This is a genomic window from Pseudomonas sp. GW823-FHT06B06 (assembly GCF_058795195.1).
Genome location: NZ_JBXAHO010000040.1, coordinates 26,384 through 41,153 on the forward strand (window position 1 = coordinate 26,384; position 14,770 = coordinate 41,153).

At 58.9% G+C, this 14,770-nt stretch carries 13 protein-coding genes; 6 read left to right on the forward strand and 7 right to left on the reverse strand.

Annotation, left to right across the window (positions count from 1 at the left end; translation table 11 throughout):
* The first annotated feature begins 67 nt into the window (after positions 1-67).
* Both coaD and AC1Q8Q_RS26645 read left to right on the forward strand, forming a co-directional pair.
* Entirely contained in the window at positions 68-547 is a 480-nt protein-coding gene (gene coaD, locus AC1Q8Q_RS26640) for a pantetheine-phosphate adenylyltransferase (RefSeq protein WP_008065062.1), read from the forward strand.
* 172 nt (positions 548-719) lie between these two features.
* Positions 720-971 carry a YfhL family 4Fe-4S dicluster ferredoxin gene (locus tag AC1Q8Q_RS26645; protein ID WP_003195146.1) on the forward strand — a complete coding sequence of 84 codons (252 nt, stop codon included), beginning with the start codon at positions 720-722 and terminating at the stop codon, positions 969-971.
* Positions 972-1,049: 78 nt separating this feature from the next.
* On the opposite strand, the gene mutM is transcribed toward AC1Q8Q_RS26645, so the two are convergent.
* Together mutM and AC1Q8Q_RS26655 are read right to left on the reverse strand one after the other, a co-directional pair.
* Positions 1,050-1,862: a bifunctional DNA-formamidopyrimidine glycosylase/DNA-(apurinic or apyrimidinic site) lyase gene (gene mutM, locus AC1Q8Q_RS26650; protein WP_020797347.1), complete on the reverse strand. Its 813-nt coding sequence runs from the start codon at positions 1,860-1,862 to the stop codon at positions 1,050-1,052.
* A 42-nt stretch (positions 1,863-1,904) separates the two neighbouring features.
* A complete protein-coding gene (locus tag AC1Q8Q_RS26655; protein ID WP_173667187.1) occupies positions 1,905-2,720 on the reverse strand; it encodes an HDOD domain-containing protein in 816 nt (271 codons plus the stop codon).
* Between the two features lie 231 nt (positions 2,721-2,951).
* On the opposite strand from AC1Q8Q_RS26655, the gene AC1Q8Q_RS26660 reads away from it, so the two are divergent.
* From AC1Q8Q_RS26660 to ilvD, 3 genes are all read left to right on the forward strand, one after another.
* Positions 2,952-4,148 (forward strand): class I SAM-dependent rRNA methyltransferase, encoded by a 1,197-nt coding sequence (locus AC1Q8Q_RS26660; protein ID WP_008065056.1) that lies wholly within the window; start codon positions 2,952-2,954, stop codon positions 4,146-4,148.
* Between the two features lie 221 nt (positions 4,149-4,369).
* Positions 4,370-5,599 (forward strand): multidrug effflux MFS transporter, encoded by a 1,230-nt coding sequence (locus AC1Q8Q_RS26665; RefSeq protein ID WP_168759084.1) that lies wholly within the window; start codon positions 4,370-4,372, stop codon positions 5,597-5,599.
* 312 nt (positions 5,600-5,911) lie between these two features.
* Entirely contained in the window at positions 5,912-7,753 is a 1,842-nt protein-coding gene (ilvD, locus tag AC1Q8Q_RS26670) for a dihydroxy-acid dehydratase (protein WP_020797344.1), read from the forward strand.
* Positions 7,754-8,341: 588 nt separating this feature from the next.
* On the opposite strand, the gene AC1Q8Q_RS26675 is transcribed toward ilvD, so the two are convergent.
* The 4 genes from AC1Q8Q_RS26675 to AC1Q8Q_RS26690 form a co-directional block, all read right to left on the reverse strand.
* Entirely contained in the window at positions 8,342-8,959 is a 618-nt protein-coding gene (locus AC1Q8Q_RS26675) for a hypothetical protein (RefSeq protein ID WP_432668708.1), read from the reverse strand.
* The gene (locus tag AC1Q8Q_RS26680) at positions 8,956-10,395 is read right to left on the reverse strand and encodes a PAAR domain-containing protein (RefSeq protein WP_225441862.1); all 1,440 of its coding nucleotides are present in this window, start codon (positions 10,393-10,395) and stop codon (positions 8,956-8,958) included. Before AC1Q8Q_RS26680 ends, AC1Q8Q_RS26675 begins: the two co-directional genes overlap by 4 nt.
* Before the next feature lie 303 nt (positions 10,396-10,698).
* The gene (locus tag AC1Q8Q_RS26685) at positions 10,699-10,986 is read right to left on the reverse strand and encodes a DUF6124 family protein (protein ID WP_020797343.1); all 288 of its coding nucleotides are present in this window, start codon (positions 10,984-10,986) and stop codon (positions 10,699-10,701) included.
* A 459-nt stretch (positions 10,987-11,445) separates the two neighbouring features.
* Positions 11,446-12,501 (reverse strand): HAD family hydrolase, encoded by a 1,056-nt coding sequence (locus AC1Q8Q_RS26690; protein ID WP_020797342.1) that lies wholly within the window; start codon positions 12,499-12,501, stop codon positions 11,446-11,448.
* A gap of 240 nt (positions 12,502-12,741) precedes the next feature.
* Here AC1Q8Q_RS26690 and AC1Q8Q_RS26695 point away from each other — a divergent pair, with 240 nt between their 5' ends.
* On the forward strand, positions 12,742-14,133 hold the full coding sequence (locus AC1Q8Q_RS26695; protein WP_033043519.1) for an L-cystine transporter: 1,392 nt from the start codon (positions 12,742-12,744) through the stop codon (positions 14,131-14,133).
* 122 nt (positions 14,134-14,255) lie between these two features.
* Here the strand turns inward: AC1Q8Q_RS26695 and AC1Q8Q_RS26700 are convergent, their stop codons facing one another.
* Positions 14,256-14,768 carry a dihydrofolate reductase gene (locus tag AC1Q8Q_RS26700; RefSeq protein WP_033043520.1) on the reverse strand — a complete coding sequence of 171 codons (513 nt, stop codon included), beginning with the start codon at positions 14,766-14,768 and terminating at the stop codon, positions 14,256-14,258.
* Positions 14,769-14,770 lie beyond the last annotated feature (2 nt).

Here is a 14,770-nt window from a genome sequence, read left to right on the forward strand (position 1 = left end):
GACTTGGCCGACCGGTTAGGCTGCGATACCATCCGAATCCCCAACGCACTCCCGCCAGGACGACGCGATGAACCGAGTGTTGTACCCAGGTACCTTCGACCCTATTACCAAGGGCCATGGCGATCTGGTCGAACGCGCCTCGCGCCTGTTCGATCACGTGATCATTGCTGTCGCCGCCAGCCCGAAGAAAAACCCGCTGTTTCCCCTGGAACAGCGTGTGGAGCTGGCCCGCGAAGTCACCAAACATCTGCCGAACGTTGAAGTGGTCGGTTTCTCGACGCTACTGGCGCATTTTGCCAAAGAGACGAACGCCAATGTGTTCCTGCGTGGCTTGCGCGCAGTGTCGGACTTCGAATACGAATTCCAGCTGGCCAACATGAACCGCCAGCTGGCCCCGGATGTGGAAAGCCTGTTCCTTACCCCATCCGAGCGTTATTCGTTCATTTCCTCGACGCTGGTTCGTGAAATCGCAGCCTTGGGCGGTGATATCACCAAGTTCGTACACCCGATAGTGGCGGACGCCCTCACACAGCGCTTCAAGAAATAATCCTGATCCGTAGGAGCCGGCTTGCTGACAACGCGGTGCACCTGATGCACCGCCTTCGCCAGCAAGCCGGCTCCTGCAGTACGTCGTAGTTGCGTGCACCGCAGACGCCAATGCGGCACAATTAGCGCATTGATTTATTGCGCCCGGGCCTGCCGCCCCGGCTGGAGTTAGCATGTCCCTGATCATCACCGACGATTGCATCAACTGCGACGTCTGCGAACCCGAGTGCCCCAACGCCGCCATTTCCCAAGGCGAAGAAATCTATGTGATCGACCCGAACCTGTGCACTCAGTGTGTCGGCCACTACGACGAACCGCAGTGCCAGCAGGTCTGCCCGGTGGATTGCATTCCTCTGGACGAAGCCCATCCAGAGACTGAAGAGCAGTTGATGGAGAAGTACCGCAAGATTACCGGGAAGGCTTGAAAGATCGCAGCCTTCGGCAGCTCCTACAGAGATCGCATTCCCCTGTAGGAGCTGCCGAAGGCTGCGATTTTTTGCTTTTCAGGTCTGACACCGCGGGCAGAACACACTGGCGCGCTGCCCGAGTTTCACTTCCCGCAGGCCCGTGCCACAGACTTTGCAGTGCTCACCGCCGCGACCGTACACGAACAACTCCTGCTGGAAGTAGCCCGGCTGCCCGTCCCCACCGATAAAGTCGCGCAATGTGGTGCCGCCGCGCTCGATGGCAGCCGCCAGGATGCGCTTGATCTCGATCGCCAGTTTTAAGTACCGCGCCCGGGAAATACTCTTGGCTTCGCGACGCGGGTCGATACCGGCGGCGAACAGCGCTTCGGTCGCATAGATATTGCCAACGCCGACCACCACCGCGTTGTCCATGATGAACGGCTTGACCGCCATCGAGCGCCCGCGGGACTGCTGGAACAGCCGCTCGCCATCGAACAGGTCGGTCAATGGCTCCGGCCCCAGGCGAATCAGCAGCTCATGATTGAGCGGATCGAGGCTCCACAGCATCGCACCGAACCGTCGCGGGTCGGTGTAGCGCAAGGCCAGGCCCGATTCCAGCTCGATATCCACATGCTCATGCTTGGCCGCCGGCAGGCCGGCTTCGACCAGGCGCAAATTCCCCGACATCCCCAAATGGCTGATCAAGGTACCGACCTCGGCATTGATCAAAAGGTATTTGGCGCGCCGCTCCACCAGTACGATGCGCTGGCCGGACAAGCGCACATCGAGGTCTTCGGGGATTGGCCAGCGCAGACGGCGATCGCGCACGATCACCCGACTGACACGCTGGCCTTCCAGGTGCGGCGCAATCCCGCGGCGGGTGGTTTCGACTTCTGGGAGTTCAGGCATGGTGCTCTCGGATCAGGCGCTCGGTGAGAAGAGGTTCGCCGTTCAGCGGTGAGTGCCGAGGTCGCGAATCGTTTGCTTGAGGGTTTCGAAATCGTAATCCGAGAGGCCCACGTAATCGAGCACCAAATGCCCGATGCTGTTCCACTCGTGGTCTTCGGGCTGGCTGCCCAGCACCCGGTAGGACGCACAAATGTGCTCGGCCATTTTCAGGATCGCCAACAGGTTTTTCAGGGCGCTGTTGCGCGACGACTCATCGCTGAATATCGCCAGGGCATTGTGATGATTGGCGATCGCGGCAGACACGTGATCCGGCAGGCGCCAGGATTTGGCCGTGTAGTACCCGACCACGGCATGGTTGGTGTTGAATGCCTGGTTCTCGGTGTCCACCACCCGGTAATCGGGACCGGCGTTGGCATAGGCCTGTTCCAGCACGCTCATATAGTTGGGGAACCGCTGCAGCATCAACGGCACGCCGCAGTCGTGGAACAGTCCCAGGGCATAGGCTTCATCGCCGGCCTGGGCGCCAATGCGCTTGGCCAGGGTCAGGCAGGTCATCGCCACGTCCTGGGCAGTATCCCAGAACCGGTTCAAGGTAACGATGGTGTCATCGTTCATCTCGCCCTTGATCGACTGAGCATTGATCAAGTTGATGATCGAGCGACTGCCCAGCAGATTCACCGCGCGCTGGATCGAGGCAATCTTGTTGCTCAGGCCGTAATACGGCGAGTTGACGATTTTCAGCAGGGAGCCAGAGAGGCCCGGGTCCTGGGAAATCAGCTTCGCGATCACATCCAGATCCGGGTCGGGCATGTACTGCTCCATCTGCAGATCCACCATGATCTGCGGTTGGGCCGGCACACTGATGCCTTGCAAGGATTGCTGGATTTGTTCGGCGGTAAGCTCTTGGGACATAGGTACACACTCTGGGTCAGGCGCGGATTCTAACTTTTCTGGATTGGATCCGACACCTGGGCCAGTGCGCCGATTGCAGTTTCATCTGGTCCAGGCCTGACTCACCGCATGTCCACCCACCGCGCCGTGGGCTTGCGCAACACGGTATACTCCCGCTCTTTTTTCCGGAGCGACGTCATGTCCCTGCCTAGCCTGCGCCTCAAAGCCAACGCCGACCGTCGCCTGCGCAACGGCCACTTGTGGGTCTACAGCAACGAAATCGATGTAGCCGCTACACCTTTGCACGGTTTCAAGGCCGGCGACCAGGCGATCCTCGAAGCCGCTGGCGGCAAGCCACTGGGCATCGTCGCCATGAGCCCGAACAACCTGATCTGTGCGCGCCTGCTGTCGCGCGACATCAAGTTGCCACTCGACAAGTCACTGCTGGTGCATCGCCTGAATGTGGCCCTGTCGCTGCGCGATCGCCTGTTCGACAAGCCGTTCTATCGCCTGGTCTACGGTGATTCCGACCTGCTGCCAGGCCTGGTGGTCGACCGTTTCGGCGACATCCTGGTGGTGCAGATCGCCTCGGCGACCATGGAAGCCCATAAAGACGACGTGATCGCAGCGCTGACCCAAGTGCTCAAGCCAAGCGGCATCCTGTTCAAGAACGACTCCGCCGCCCGTGATGCCGAAGGCCTCAACCGCTATGTCGAAACCGTGTTCGGCCTGGTGCCGGAATGGGTTGCGCTGGAAGAGAACGGGGTGAAATTCGAAGCGCCGGTTATCCAGGGCCAGAAAACCGGTTGGTTCTACGACCACCGCATGAACCGCGCACGCCTGGCGCCATACGCCAAGGGCAAGCGCGTGCTCGACCTGTACAGCTACATTGGCGGCTGGGGCGTTCAAGCGGCTGCATTCGGCGCCAGTGAAGTGTTCTGCGTCGACGCCTCGGCCTTCGCCCTCGACGGTGTCGAGCGCAACGCCGCGCTGAATGGCTTCGCCGAGAAAATGACCTGCATCGAAGGCGACGTGTTCGAAGCCCTGAAAGAGCTCAAGGCCAGCGAAGAGCGCTTCGATGTGATCGTGGCCGACCCGCCTGCCTTCATCAAACGCAAGAAAGACATGAAGAACGGCGAAGGCGCCTACCGCCGCCTGAACGAACAAGCCATGCGCCTGCTCACCAAGGACGGCATCCTGTTCAGCGCCTCCTGCTCGATGCACCTGCCGGAAGACGACCTGCAGAACATCCTGCTGACCAGCGCCCGCCACCTGGATCGTAATATCCAGATGCTGGAGCGTGGCGGCCAAGGCCCGGATCATCCGGTGCACCCGGCCATCCCGGAAACCCGCTACATCAAGAGCATCACCTGCCGGTTGCTGCCAAACAGCTAACAACACCAAACCACTGTAGGAGCGAGCATGCTCCGGGCGGCGTTCCGACGATGGTCGCCAACGATAACGCGGGGAACCTGTTGCCCCGCGGCGTACTCGGGTTCATCGCGAGCATGCTCGCTCCTACAGTAGATTCAGAACTGTCCTACGCCTCGATGCATTGACTTCCCCCCACATCAAGCCAACTCTCGACCACCCCTCACGGACCGAGTGCGCTGTCGATGACCCCTGCCCCGCAGACCGCGAAAAAATCGTCGCTCATCCTGCTGTTGATGACCATGACGCTATTGGGCGTATTTCCGCTGGACGTCGTCCTGCCGTCTTTTCCCGCCCTGTCTGACTACTTCCAGACCTCAGCGTCCGACATTGCCCTGTCTGTCAGCCTGTTCGCCATCGGCTTGGGGATATCCGTGGTGCTGGTCGGACCGCTGTCGGATTTATGGGGGCGCAGGCAGCTTCTACTGATCGGTATCGCCATCTCGGTAATCGGTGCAGCGGGCTGCGTGATGACTCCGGATTACGGCTGGTTCCTGGTGTTTCGCGTTGTCCAGGCAATTGGCTGTGGTTCCTTCGTGCTATCGCAGGCGCTGATTCAGGACCTGTTCGTCGGCAGGGAACAGGAGCGCCTCAGAATCTGGATGACCACCGCAGGCGGCGTCTTCATTTCCCTATCACCACTACTGGGAACATGGCTGCAAATGCATCTGGGCTGGGAGGGCAGCTTCTTTGTCTTTATCGGGCTGGCGGTCATTGTCTGGATAAAGGCTGGCGTTTTGCTCAAGGAAACCCCACGTAATCGTGCGTCTCCCGGCCGCTTTTTCGCCGCCTACTGGCGCCTGTGTTCCGACCCACGCTTCATGGGTTATTGGCTGATTTCCGCCCTCGCCTTCGCCTGCCATTTCTCGTTCATCGTCATCTCGCCGATCATTTTCATGGAGCGCCTGGCACTCACGCCCTACGAATTCGCCTGGGTAATGCTGCTGTACGGCGCTGCCTACATAGTTGGCGGGATAGTCGCCAGTGCGCTGCATCGGCGCCTGCAGGCCAATACGCAGATCATCGTCGGCCTGGGACTGATCGCGCTGTCGGGGTTGGTCATGCTGTTGCTGGCCAGCCAATTCGGGCTGGCGGCCGCAGCCGTGCTGATACCGATGCTGATTTGTACTGCCGGCACTACTATTGCCCGCCCCATTGCCAACTCCAAAGCCATGACCCTCCACCCGCAGGATGCAGGCACATCCACTTCGGTCGGCGGTGTGATGATCTTCTTGTGCGGCGGCGTGATCAGCCTGGTGATCAATCTCGCGTCTGAAGACCTGACGACGGCCCTCGCCTCGTGTTTCCTGATCTTGAGCATTGCAGGACTGGGGCTGAACACGTTGATCGGGCGGCCGCCGTCCTGTAGGAGCGAGCTTGTCGAATCGTCGCACCGTCGCGATAGTCGTCAATGATAATGCTGGAGACCTGACACCCCGCAGCGCTCTCAGGTTTTTCGCGAGCATGCTCGCTCCTACAAGGGGCTGTCCGTGCGTCTTGTGGATGCTGACTGCATACGTGCAGGCATTCCCTCCAGCCGCCAGCCGTGTAGAATCGCGACATTCATCGCCAGTCATCCCCGGCGGGTTTATGAGCTCAAGCTGAAGCGCGCGGCGATCCCGCAAAGTTATCGGCAACTTCCGGACACCCGGCCATTTCTGAGTGTTCCAGACGTCAATAGAAGCTCACTTCCCTTTTGATACCTGATTAGCCGCCCGGAGTGCTTCATGCCTGATTACCGCTCGAAAACATCCACCCACGGCCGCAACATGGCCGGCGCCCGCGCACTGTGGCGCGCAACGGGGATGAAAGATGACGACTTCAAAAAGCCGATCATCGCCATTGCCAACTCATTTACCCAGTTCGTGCCGGGCCACGTGCACCTGAAAGATCTGGGGCAACTGGTCGCCCGCGAAATCGAACGCGCTGGCGGCGTGGCAAAAGAATTCAACACCATCGCCGTCGACGACGGCATCGCCATGGGCCACGACGGCATGCTGTATTCGCTGCCGAGCCGCGAGATCATCGCCGACTCCGTCGAGTACATGGTCAATGCCCACTGCGCTGACGCCATCGTCTGCATCTCGAACTGCGACAAGATCACCCCTGGCATGTTGATGGCCTCCCTGCGCCTGAACATCCCGGTGATCTTCGTGTCCGGCGGCCCGATGGAAGCCGGCAAGACCAAACTGGCCAGCCACGGTCTCGACCTGGTCGACGCCATGGTGATCGCCGCCGACTCCAGCGCTTCTGACGAGAAGGTTGCCGAGTACGAGCGTAGCGCCTGCCCTACCTGCGGTTCGTGCTCCGGCATGTTCACCGCCAACTCGATGAACTGCCTGGTCGAAGCCCTGGGCCTGGCACTGCCGGGCAACGGTTCGACCCTGGCCACCCACAGCGACCGCGAGCAGTTGTTCCTGCAGGCCGGCCGCACCATCGTCGAGCTGTGCAAGCGTTACTACGGCGAGAACGATGAGTCGGTGTTGCCGCGCAACATCGCCAACTTCCAGGCGTTCGAAAACGCCATGACGCTGGACATCGCCATGGGCGGTTCCACCAACACCATCCTGCACTTGCTGGCCGCTGCCCAGGAAGCCGAGATCGATTTCGACCTGCGCGACATCGACCGCCTGTCCCGTCACGTGCCGCAACTGTGCAAGGTCGCGCCGAACATCCAGAAGTACCACATGGAAGACGTGCACCGTGCGGGCGGGATCTTCAGCATCCTCGGCTCGCTGGCCCGTGGCGGCCTGCTGCACACCCAGCTGCCGACCGTGCACAGCCGCAGCATGGAAGAAGCCATCGCCAAGTGGGACATCACCCAGACCAACGACGAAGCCGTGCATCACTTCTTCAAGGCGGGTCCTGCGGGCATCCCGACGCAAACCGCGTTCAGCCAGTCGACCCGTTGGGACACCCTGGACGACGACCGTGAAAACGGCTGCATCCGCAGCGTCGAGCACGCCTACTCGCAAGAAGGCGGCCTGGCCGTGCTGTACGGCAACATCGCCCTGGACGGCTGCGTGGTGAAAACCGCCGGCGTCGACGAGTCGATCCACGTGTTCGAAGGCAACGCGAAGATCTTCGAAAGCCAGGACAGTGCCGTACGCGGCATCCTCGCTGACGAAGTGAAGGAAGGCGACATCGTCATCATTCGCTACGAAGGCCCGAAAGGCGGCCCGGGCATGCAGGAAATGCTCTACCCGACGTCGTACCTGAAATCCAAAGGCCTGGGCAAAGCCTGCGCCCTGCTCACCGACGGTCGCTTCTCCGGCGGCACCTCGGGCCTGTCCATCGGCCACGCTTCGCCTGAAGCCGCTGCTGGCGGCGCGATCGGCCTGGTGCAGGACGGCGACAAAGTGCTGATCGACATTCCAAACCGCTCGATCAACCTGTTGGTCAGCGATGAAGAACTGGCCGCGCGCCGCGTCGAGCAGGACAAGAAAGGCTGGAAACCGGTTGAAGTGCGTCCACGTAAAGTGACCACCGCGTTGAAAGCCTATGCCCTGCTGGCGACCAGTGCCGACAAGGGTGCTGTGCGTAACAAGGCGATGCTTGATGGGCTGTAAGGGTTAAGCGTTGAACGAAAAATACCCCGCCATGTGCGGGGTATTTTTTTGCGGCGTCTATTTAGTGCTTAATTTACTAGTGTATTCCCGAAGGCATATTCAGAACCGGGTCAAAAGCCAGGTTCGTCAATCGCAAGAGTTAGAAGTCCGCAACATCTCTCCCAGATAGAGGAGCGCCAGTAATGTGGGGCTAATCAATACCAAGTTAAACCAGATACTACTGCCGGGATGGGTCAGTGAACCTATTAGCGGGATGGAGATAGCTATCAGCCCCATTATTAGCATTAACGATATAATGCGTCTGCGGTAATACACCGTAGTACTAGGTCTATTCAGCGCAGCTAGAGCAAGCCCCGTAGTTCCCGACCAGGCAAGTATGCCGATTGTTATACCGAAGGCTTCACCAAACATCATTAAGTACGAACTTAGCAGGGCCAATCCAAAAGCAGGTAAGACACCTCCGATTAGATACATAACTGGCCAAAGGATACGTAACACCACGTATATTTACTCCATTAAATAATCATCGAGCTGAATAAAGTCTCGACCTGATAGGTTTCCGCCTTCCTGAGTTCCTCGATGCGCGAGTCAAGGATTTACCCACGGCCTGGCAACTTGTAGCTTGATGAGATAACGCTCCTCTGTGGGACGCTTGTCGTCTCTAAAGCGATTGACCCCCAACATCACCTGATACTGATTACCCGCTTGCCAGGTAGACGTGCCGCCTTTGTTCACGTCTCGTAATCGGGCCCGCCATTCGGGAGTGTCAGCAAAGGGTGGGTCGTCACCGACCCGAATGGGTATCCAGCCACCGTGGCGCCATTGCGCCTGCAAATCCAGCACGACTTTGAGGGTATCGTCGAGTAACAGCGGCTCGATTTGCGGGGACATGCGCAGACTTCTGACTAACCCATCACGATCGAAACTAACCGTGAAAAAGCGAGCCAGCGGGGTCAAAAATCCGAATTGATCGTCGATAAAACGCAGGCGTGCGTCGGACTTGGGAGTGTTGAACCAGGAGTACCCTGGAAAAGCCGGATCAATGGCCGCGCTGGAGCGCAGGCGCATGGCTTCCCAAGGTTCGCCGATCACTAGCGCAATTTCCGGGTCATCCGATAGCGCTCGCATAACCGCCATTGTCAATAGAGCCGCGACTGCAATGGCCAAAACCTTCCGTCGCCACTTCATGCGTCGCAGTAGATTCATCGCACGCCCCGGCCTGCGGCTATATCGAGAATCGCCTGTTCGATCAGTTGGCGATCAGAGCGCCGTAGAAGCTCATCAAATTGCTCCGCGGCCTTGAGTACGAAGGGCATGCGCTGATGGATATCGGCCAGGTTGGCAAAGTAATCATTGCTGAAGCCCACGGTGCGCCCGTCTTCGCTGGGACGGCACTGGCTGGCCAGTGTCAGCTCGACCGCTGCCGCAGCACCAGAGGGGAGGTTCGTGACGTAGGAGAAATGGTTGCCACGTAGCAAATGTACCAATTGCACATCGCTGTACATCGATGGTTGCAGGATGTTCTTCTGTTCATGTTCGGCTAGAAAAACAACACTTTCGGCAATGTTGCCAGCCTCAATGGCCGCGAAGGCTTGCAGTATTTCCTCATGGTAAGTGCCAAACTCCAGCTTTTCCTGCTCGATCGGCCACAACACAGGTTGTTGAACATGCCCAAATATGTTCTTCCGTGAAGCGAGGCATGTCTTGAGCGCCAACAACCCTCGCTCTTTGTAAAAAACATGCAACGGAAAAACATCCAGAAACAGCGTGGTATTGCCCAGCGCCAGCATGTCATGCACGTACTCGAGTTGCCCCTGTACTAGCGACAATGATTCTCTGTCGGTGCGCCAGTCAACGCTCGGTATCGGGTTATTGCTGCGGGATAGCTCGTAGTCACGTTGCAACTGTTTGTCAGTCTTGCCGAACAATTCAATTCCAAAGATTTTCCAACGACGCTGGGCGCTGCCAACCATGCGCTTTCCCGCTTCGTATTGATTCTGAATCCTCTCGACTGATTGAGCCGCATGCAACAACCCACAACCCACCTGCTTGGAGGCGAACGCAGCAAGTCCAGCCCATTGGAAACGCTGATCCTCCAGCCACAATCGGGCGTAGGCCGCATTGATCGCGCGATTGCGCGCTTTTGGATCGGCGATAAGGATCCCGCCCGGTGCCACGATCGCTTCGGCTCTTTGCTGGTAGCTGCGCCAAAGGTTCTGGCAGACCTGTCCCGTCTGTTCGCCGTAGCTCGTTGCAGGACGGATGCTGGAGGGGCTCGGTTCTGCTGTCGGCTGGCGGGCTTCGACCGGCTTCGCGGGTTGAGCCGCGGCTCGGGCAGGCGACGCAATGCCGCTGCTTTCGATCGTTTGGCATCTGATGGTCTGATTGGCAATCAGCTTGGGCGATGGATCGCACTTGCACTTGCACAGGTCGCCGTCCAGTGCGGGCTTGCGTCCTTCCCACTCCTCCGACAGGCGTGGGCCGACGCAGATGATTGTCCCGGTACTGTCGCATTCCGGGCATTTGACTTGATCGCCTTCGCGGGCCAAGTTCTGGCCCAAGATGCTGCCTCGATGCCAACCGCTTACGACTGTGCCGCCGACGGTGGTTTTGGCCCCGACTGTGATGTGGTAGCGCTTCATGCGAAATGTGTCCTTGTCAGATCGAAAGGACGAAAGCTAGAAGAGTCGAAGTGGAGGAAGAATCAGACGCTTCTTTGATTGATGTAGGGCATTTCTGAAATGGGGCAGGATGTGGTCGTCGGTATGCTGGAGATAATGCGAGGGAATGCCCCGCCAGGTGCGGGGCTGATCGTTCCCACGCTCTGCGTGGTAATGCCTCAAGGGACGCTCTGCGTCCAGTGACGCGGAGCGTCACGGGCTTCATTCCCACGCAGAGCGTGGGAACGATCAACTCGGCCAGATGCGGGGCATCTTTTTCCCGCGTTATTGCTGTGGGTCGAGGTTATCCAGCGCCTGGTTTACTGCCAGTTCGCCCAACATGATGAGCTGGGTAATTCCCAGCATCGTGCTGCGTTGAGAGCCTTCCAGCAGGCCGGCGAAATCGCTGGCCATGACGTTGGCCGAGGCGAGGGATTCGCAGGCGTGGGCCAACAGGGTTTCGGTGTCGAGGCCGGGGGCGATCATGAATGTTCGGCTGGGTTTACGTGGGGTGGCGTTGATGCGGGCCGACAGGTTGTCGGTGTCCGGTGGATCGGGGGTAATTTTGAGCATTGATGAAACTCCTTACACCATAAGACAAGGAGCCATCACCCTCGCTACCAAACGAAGGGTGGCGGCCATGCGCAGGTTGGTAGACCGGGGTGTAAGGAAACCGGCGCGCCCGAAAGCGCCCTGTGCATGACCACCATAAAAAGCGGAGACGTGAGAACGTCTGCAAATCATGATGCTTTGCACCCTACACAGCCGGGCTACCAAACCCGATCACTGATGTTCAGCGACAGGTAGACGGTAGAGTCCAGGAGTAAGGCGCACAAGTCGGCGGATTCTGAAGTAGTCGTAGTCCGTTACGCAAGAACGTGCAGGTTGCGACTGTAGGAAGAAGTTGATCGAACAGAGGCTTTCATTGTTTGCGCTGGCCTCTTCGCGAGCAAGCCCGCTCCCACAGGGGATCTGCGTCGTTCACAGATTCAATGTGGGAGCGGGCTTGCTCGCGAAGGCAGCGACTCGGTCTTACTGGATTTCTGCAGGTGTGACGACCACCCAATTTTTGTCCGCCGTCACCGGCAGCCCTTCCTTGGCCTGGGCCGCGGCGTTCTTGGCCATCATGCCCTGGATCTGGGTCATGTACTTGTCCTTGCGGTTGACCCACAGGTGGATGCCGCCCTTGGCCACGTCAACGCCGTGGAACAGCATGTAGCCGTCGCTGGTCGGGGTATCGCCACCGACCAGTACCGGTTTTTTCCACTCATCGATGTAGGTCAGGATCGCTGCGTGCTTGCCGGCCATCCAGGTCGCCGGGGTCCACAGGTATGGCGTCAGTTCCAGGCCGAGGTTGGCCTTCTCGTCATATTTGCCAGCGGTGATCTGCTTGCGCGCAGTGGTCAGTTCGCCGGTCTTCTGGTCCTTGAGCAGCATCGACACGCCGATCACGTTCTGCGGTTTGACGTTGTAGCCGTACTTCGGATCGGCCGCGACCATGCGCACCAGCTCTTCCGAGGCGGCGGTCATCACATAGACCTCGATACCGTTCTCCATCAGCTTGTTGTAGAGCTCTTGCTGGCCGGTGAAGATTTTCGGTGGGTTGACGTCGAGTTTCTTGACCACGTCGCCTTCGTAATAGGTGGCGGGCACCGGTTTGCCAGAGGCCATCAACTCATCGACGTAGCCCTTGAGTTCCTGGAGCGTGAAGCCTGAAAACACTTGGGCGACCCATGGATAGCAGACCATGTCGTCGAGTTCACAGAGGCGGTAGTAGTAACTGAACAGGCTTTCCTTGTGGTCGGCGGTGTCCTTGAACGGCATCAGTTTCAGGGAGGGGTCGAGTTTGTCGCGGGTGATCAGGCCTTTGTTTTCCATGAACGGCAGCAACGACTCTTCGAGGTCGTAGCGGTAACTGGTGTTGTCCATGTCGAACACCGCGTAGTTACCTTTGTTGGCATTGGCCGCGATCATCGCATCCAGTGCCTTGGCCTGATCGGCGGGCCAGTGTTTCAGATCCGTGGCGAACACCTGGCCGACGAGGCCAAGGCAAAGAGCTGCAGCCAGTAATTTCGGTGCGAACTTCATCCTCATATCTCCCTGATTGAAAGACATCGACGCTAACAAATACCTGTGACAGTCCTCATCCGTCAGCGACCGTCAACGTACCTTTCGCGCCAGTCACATTCTCAAAAGCGACATGCGCTTATTCCAAAAACGACACTTTCAAGACGTTTTTGATATTAAATCATTAGATTTCAAGCTGTTAGGCTTGCCGGTTCGCAACTGCCCCGGAAGGCAGTTCGCACCTGTCTAATGGGAGTTCCAATGAATCTGCCGCTGATTCTCAATCTGCTGGTGTTCCTCGCCCTGCTGCTGGGCTTGGCACAAACCCGCCACACAACATTTAGCCTGGCGAAAAAAGTCCTGCTTGCACTGGTGCTTGGCGTGCTGTTCGGTGTGGCGTTGCACACTGTCTACGGTGCCGGCAACCCGGTGTTGAAAGCCTCGATCGGCTGGTTCGATCTGGTGGGCAACGGTTACGTGCAACTGCTGCAAATGATCGTGATCCCGCTGGTGTTCGCTTCGATCCTCAGCGCCGTGGCCCGTCTGCACAATGCCTCGTCGTTGGGAAAAATCAGCTTCCTGACCATTGGCACGCTGCTGTTCACCACCGCCATCGCGGCGTTGATCGGTATCGGCCTGACCAACCTGTTCGGCCTGACCGCCGAGGGCCTGGTGGCCGGCACCCAGGAAATGGCGCGCCTGCAGACCATCCAGAGCGACTATGCCGGCAAGGTCGCCGACCTCAATGTGCCGCAGTTGCTGCTGTCGTTCATTCCGCAAAACCCGTTCGCCGACCTGGCGCGGGCCAAGCCGACGTCGATCATCAGCGTGGTGATCTTTGCCGCATTCCTCGGGGTTGCAGCGCTGCAACTGTTGAAGGATGACGTGGAAAAAGGTCGGAAAGTGATCAACGCCATCGACACACTGCAAGCCTGGGTGATGCGTCTGGTGCGCCTGGTGATGAAGCTGACCCCATACGGTGTGTTGGCGCTGATGACCAAAGTGGTCGCTGGCTCCAACCTGCAAGACATCATCAAGCTCGGCAGTTTCGTGGTGGTGTCCTATATCGGCCTGGGCTTGATGTTTGTGGTGCATGGCGTGCTGGTGTCGGCCGCCGGGATCAACCCGTTGAGATTCTTCCGCAAGATCTGGCCGGTGCTGACGTTTGCTTTCACCAGCCGTTCGAGCGCTGCAACGATCCCGTTGAGCATCGAAGCGCAAACCAGCCGCCTGGGCATCCCGCAATCCATCGCCAGCTTCGCCGCCTCGTTCGGCGCGACCATTGGCCAGAACGGCTGCGCCGGCCTGTATCCGGCGATGTTGGCGGTGATGGTAGCGCCGACCGTTGGCATCAACCCGCTAGACCCGCTGTGGATCGCGACGCTGGTGGCGATTGTTACGTTGAGTTCGGCGGGTGTGGCTGGGGTTGGCGGGGGCGCGACGTTTGCCGCGTTGATCGTGCTGCCGGCGATGGGCTTGCCGGTGTCACTGGTGGCGCTGCTGATTTCGGTCGAGCCGTTGATTGATATGGGGCGCACGGCGTTGAACGTCAGCGGTTCGATCACGGCCGGGGCGATTACCAGCCAGGTGATGCAGCAGACGGATAAAGAATTGTTGGATGCGGATGAGCATTCTGAGTTGGCTCACGCTTAAGTCTTTCAGCGGCTGAGTGGGCCTCTTCGCGAGCAAGCCCGCTCCCACATTATTCCTGCGGTGTGCACAGCATTTGTGAACACCCGAGATCAAATGTGGGAGCGGGCTTGCTCGCGAAGCTCTTAGGCTTTTTCCCAAACTTCGAAGTTGTATGCCGGCTTGTCATCCACAGCCGGGTTTTCGATGTTGGACACCAGCTTCCACTGCCCCGAATCAAACTCCGGAAACCACGCATCCCCTTCCGGGCTCAGTGCCACACGGGTCAAGTACAACCGATCTGCCTGCGCCAACCCCTGCGCATACAGCTGCGCCCCGCCGATCAGCATCAGCTCATCGACGCCCTGCTCTTTGGCCCACTCTTCAGCGCGAACCACGGCCGCCTCCAGTGAGGGGTAGACCTCCGCGCCTTCGAGTACCAGACCCGCCTGACGACTGACCACGATGTTCAAGCGACCTGGCAATGGGCGACCGAGGGAGTCCCAGGTCTTGCGCCCCATGATGATCGGCTTGCCCAGGGTGGTGGCCTTGAAGTATTTGAAGTCCCCCGGCAGGTGCCAGGGCATGCAGTTGTCGATGCCGATCACGCGGTTTTCACCGAGGGCTGCGATCAGGCTGAGGGGGAGTGATTTAGTCATGC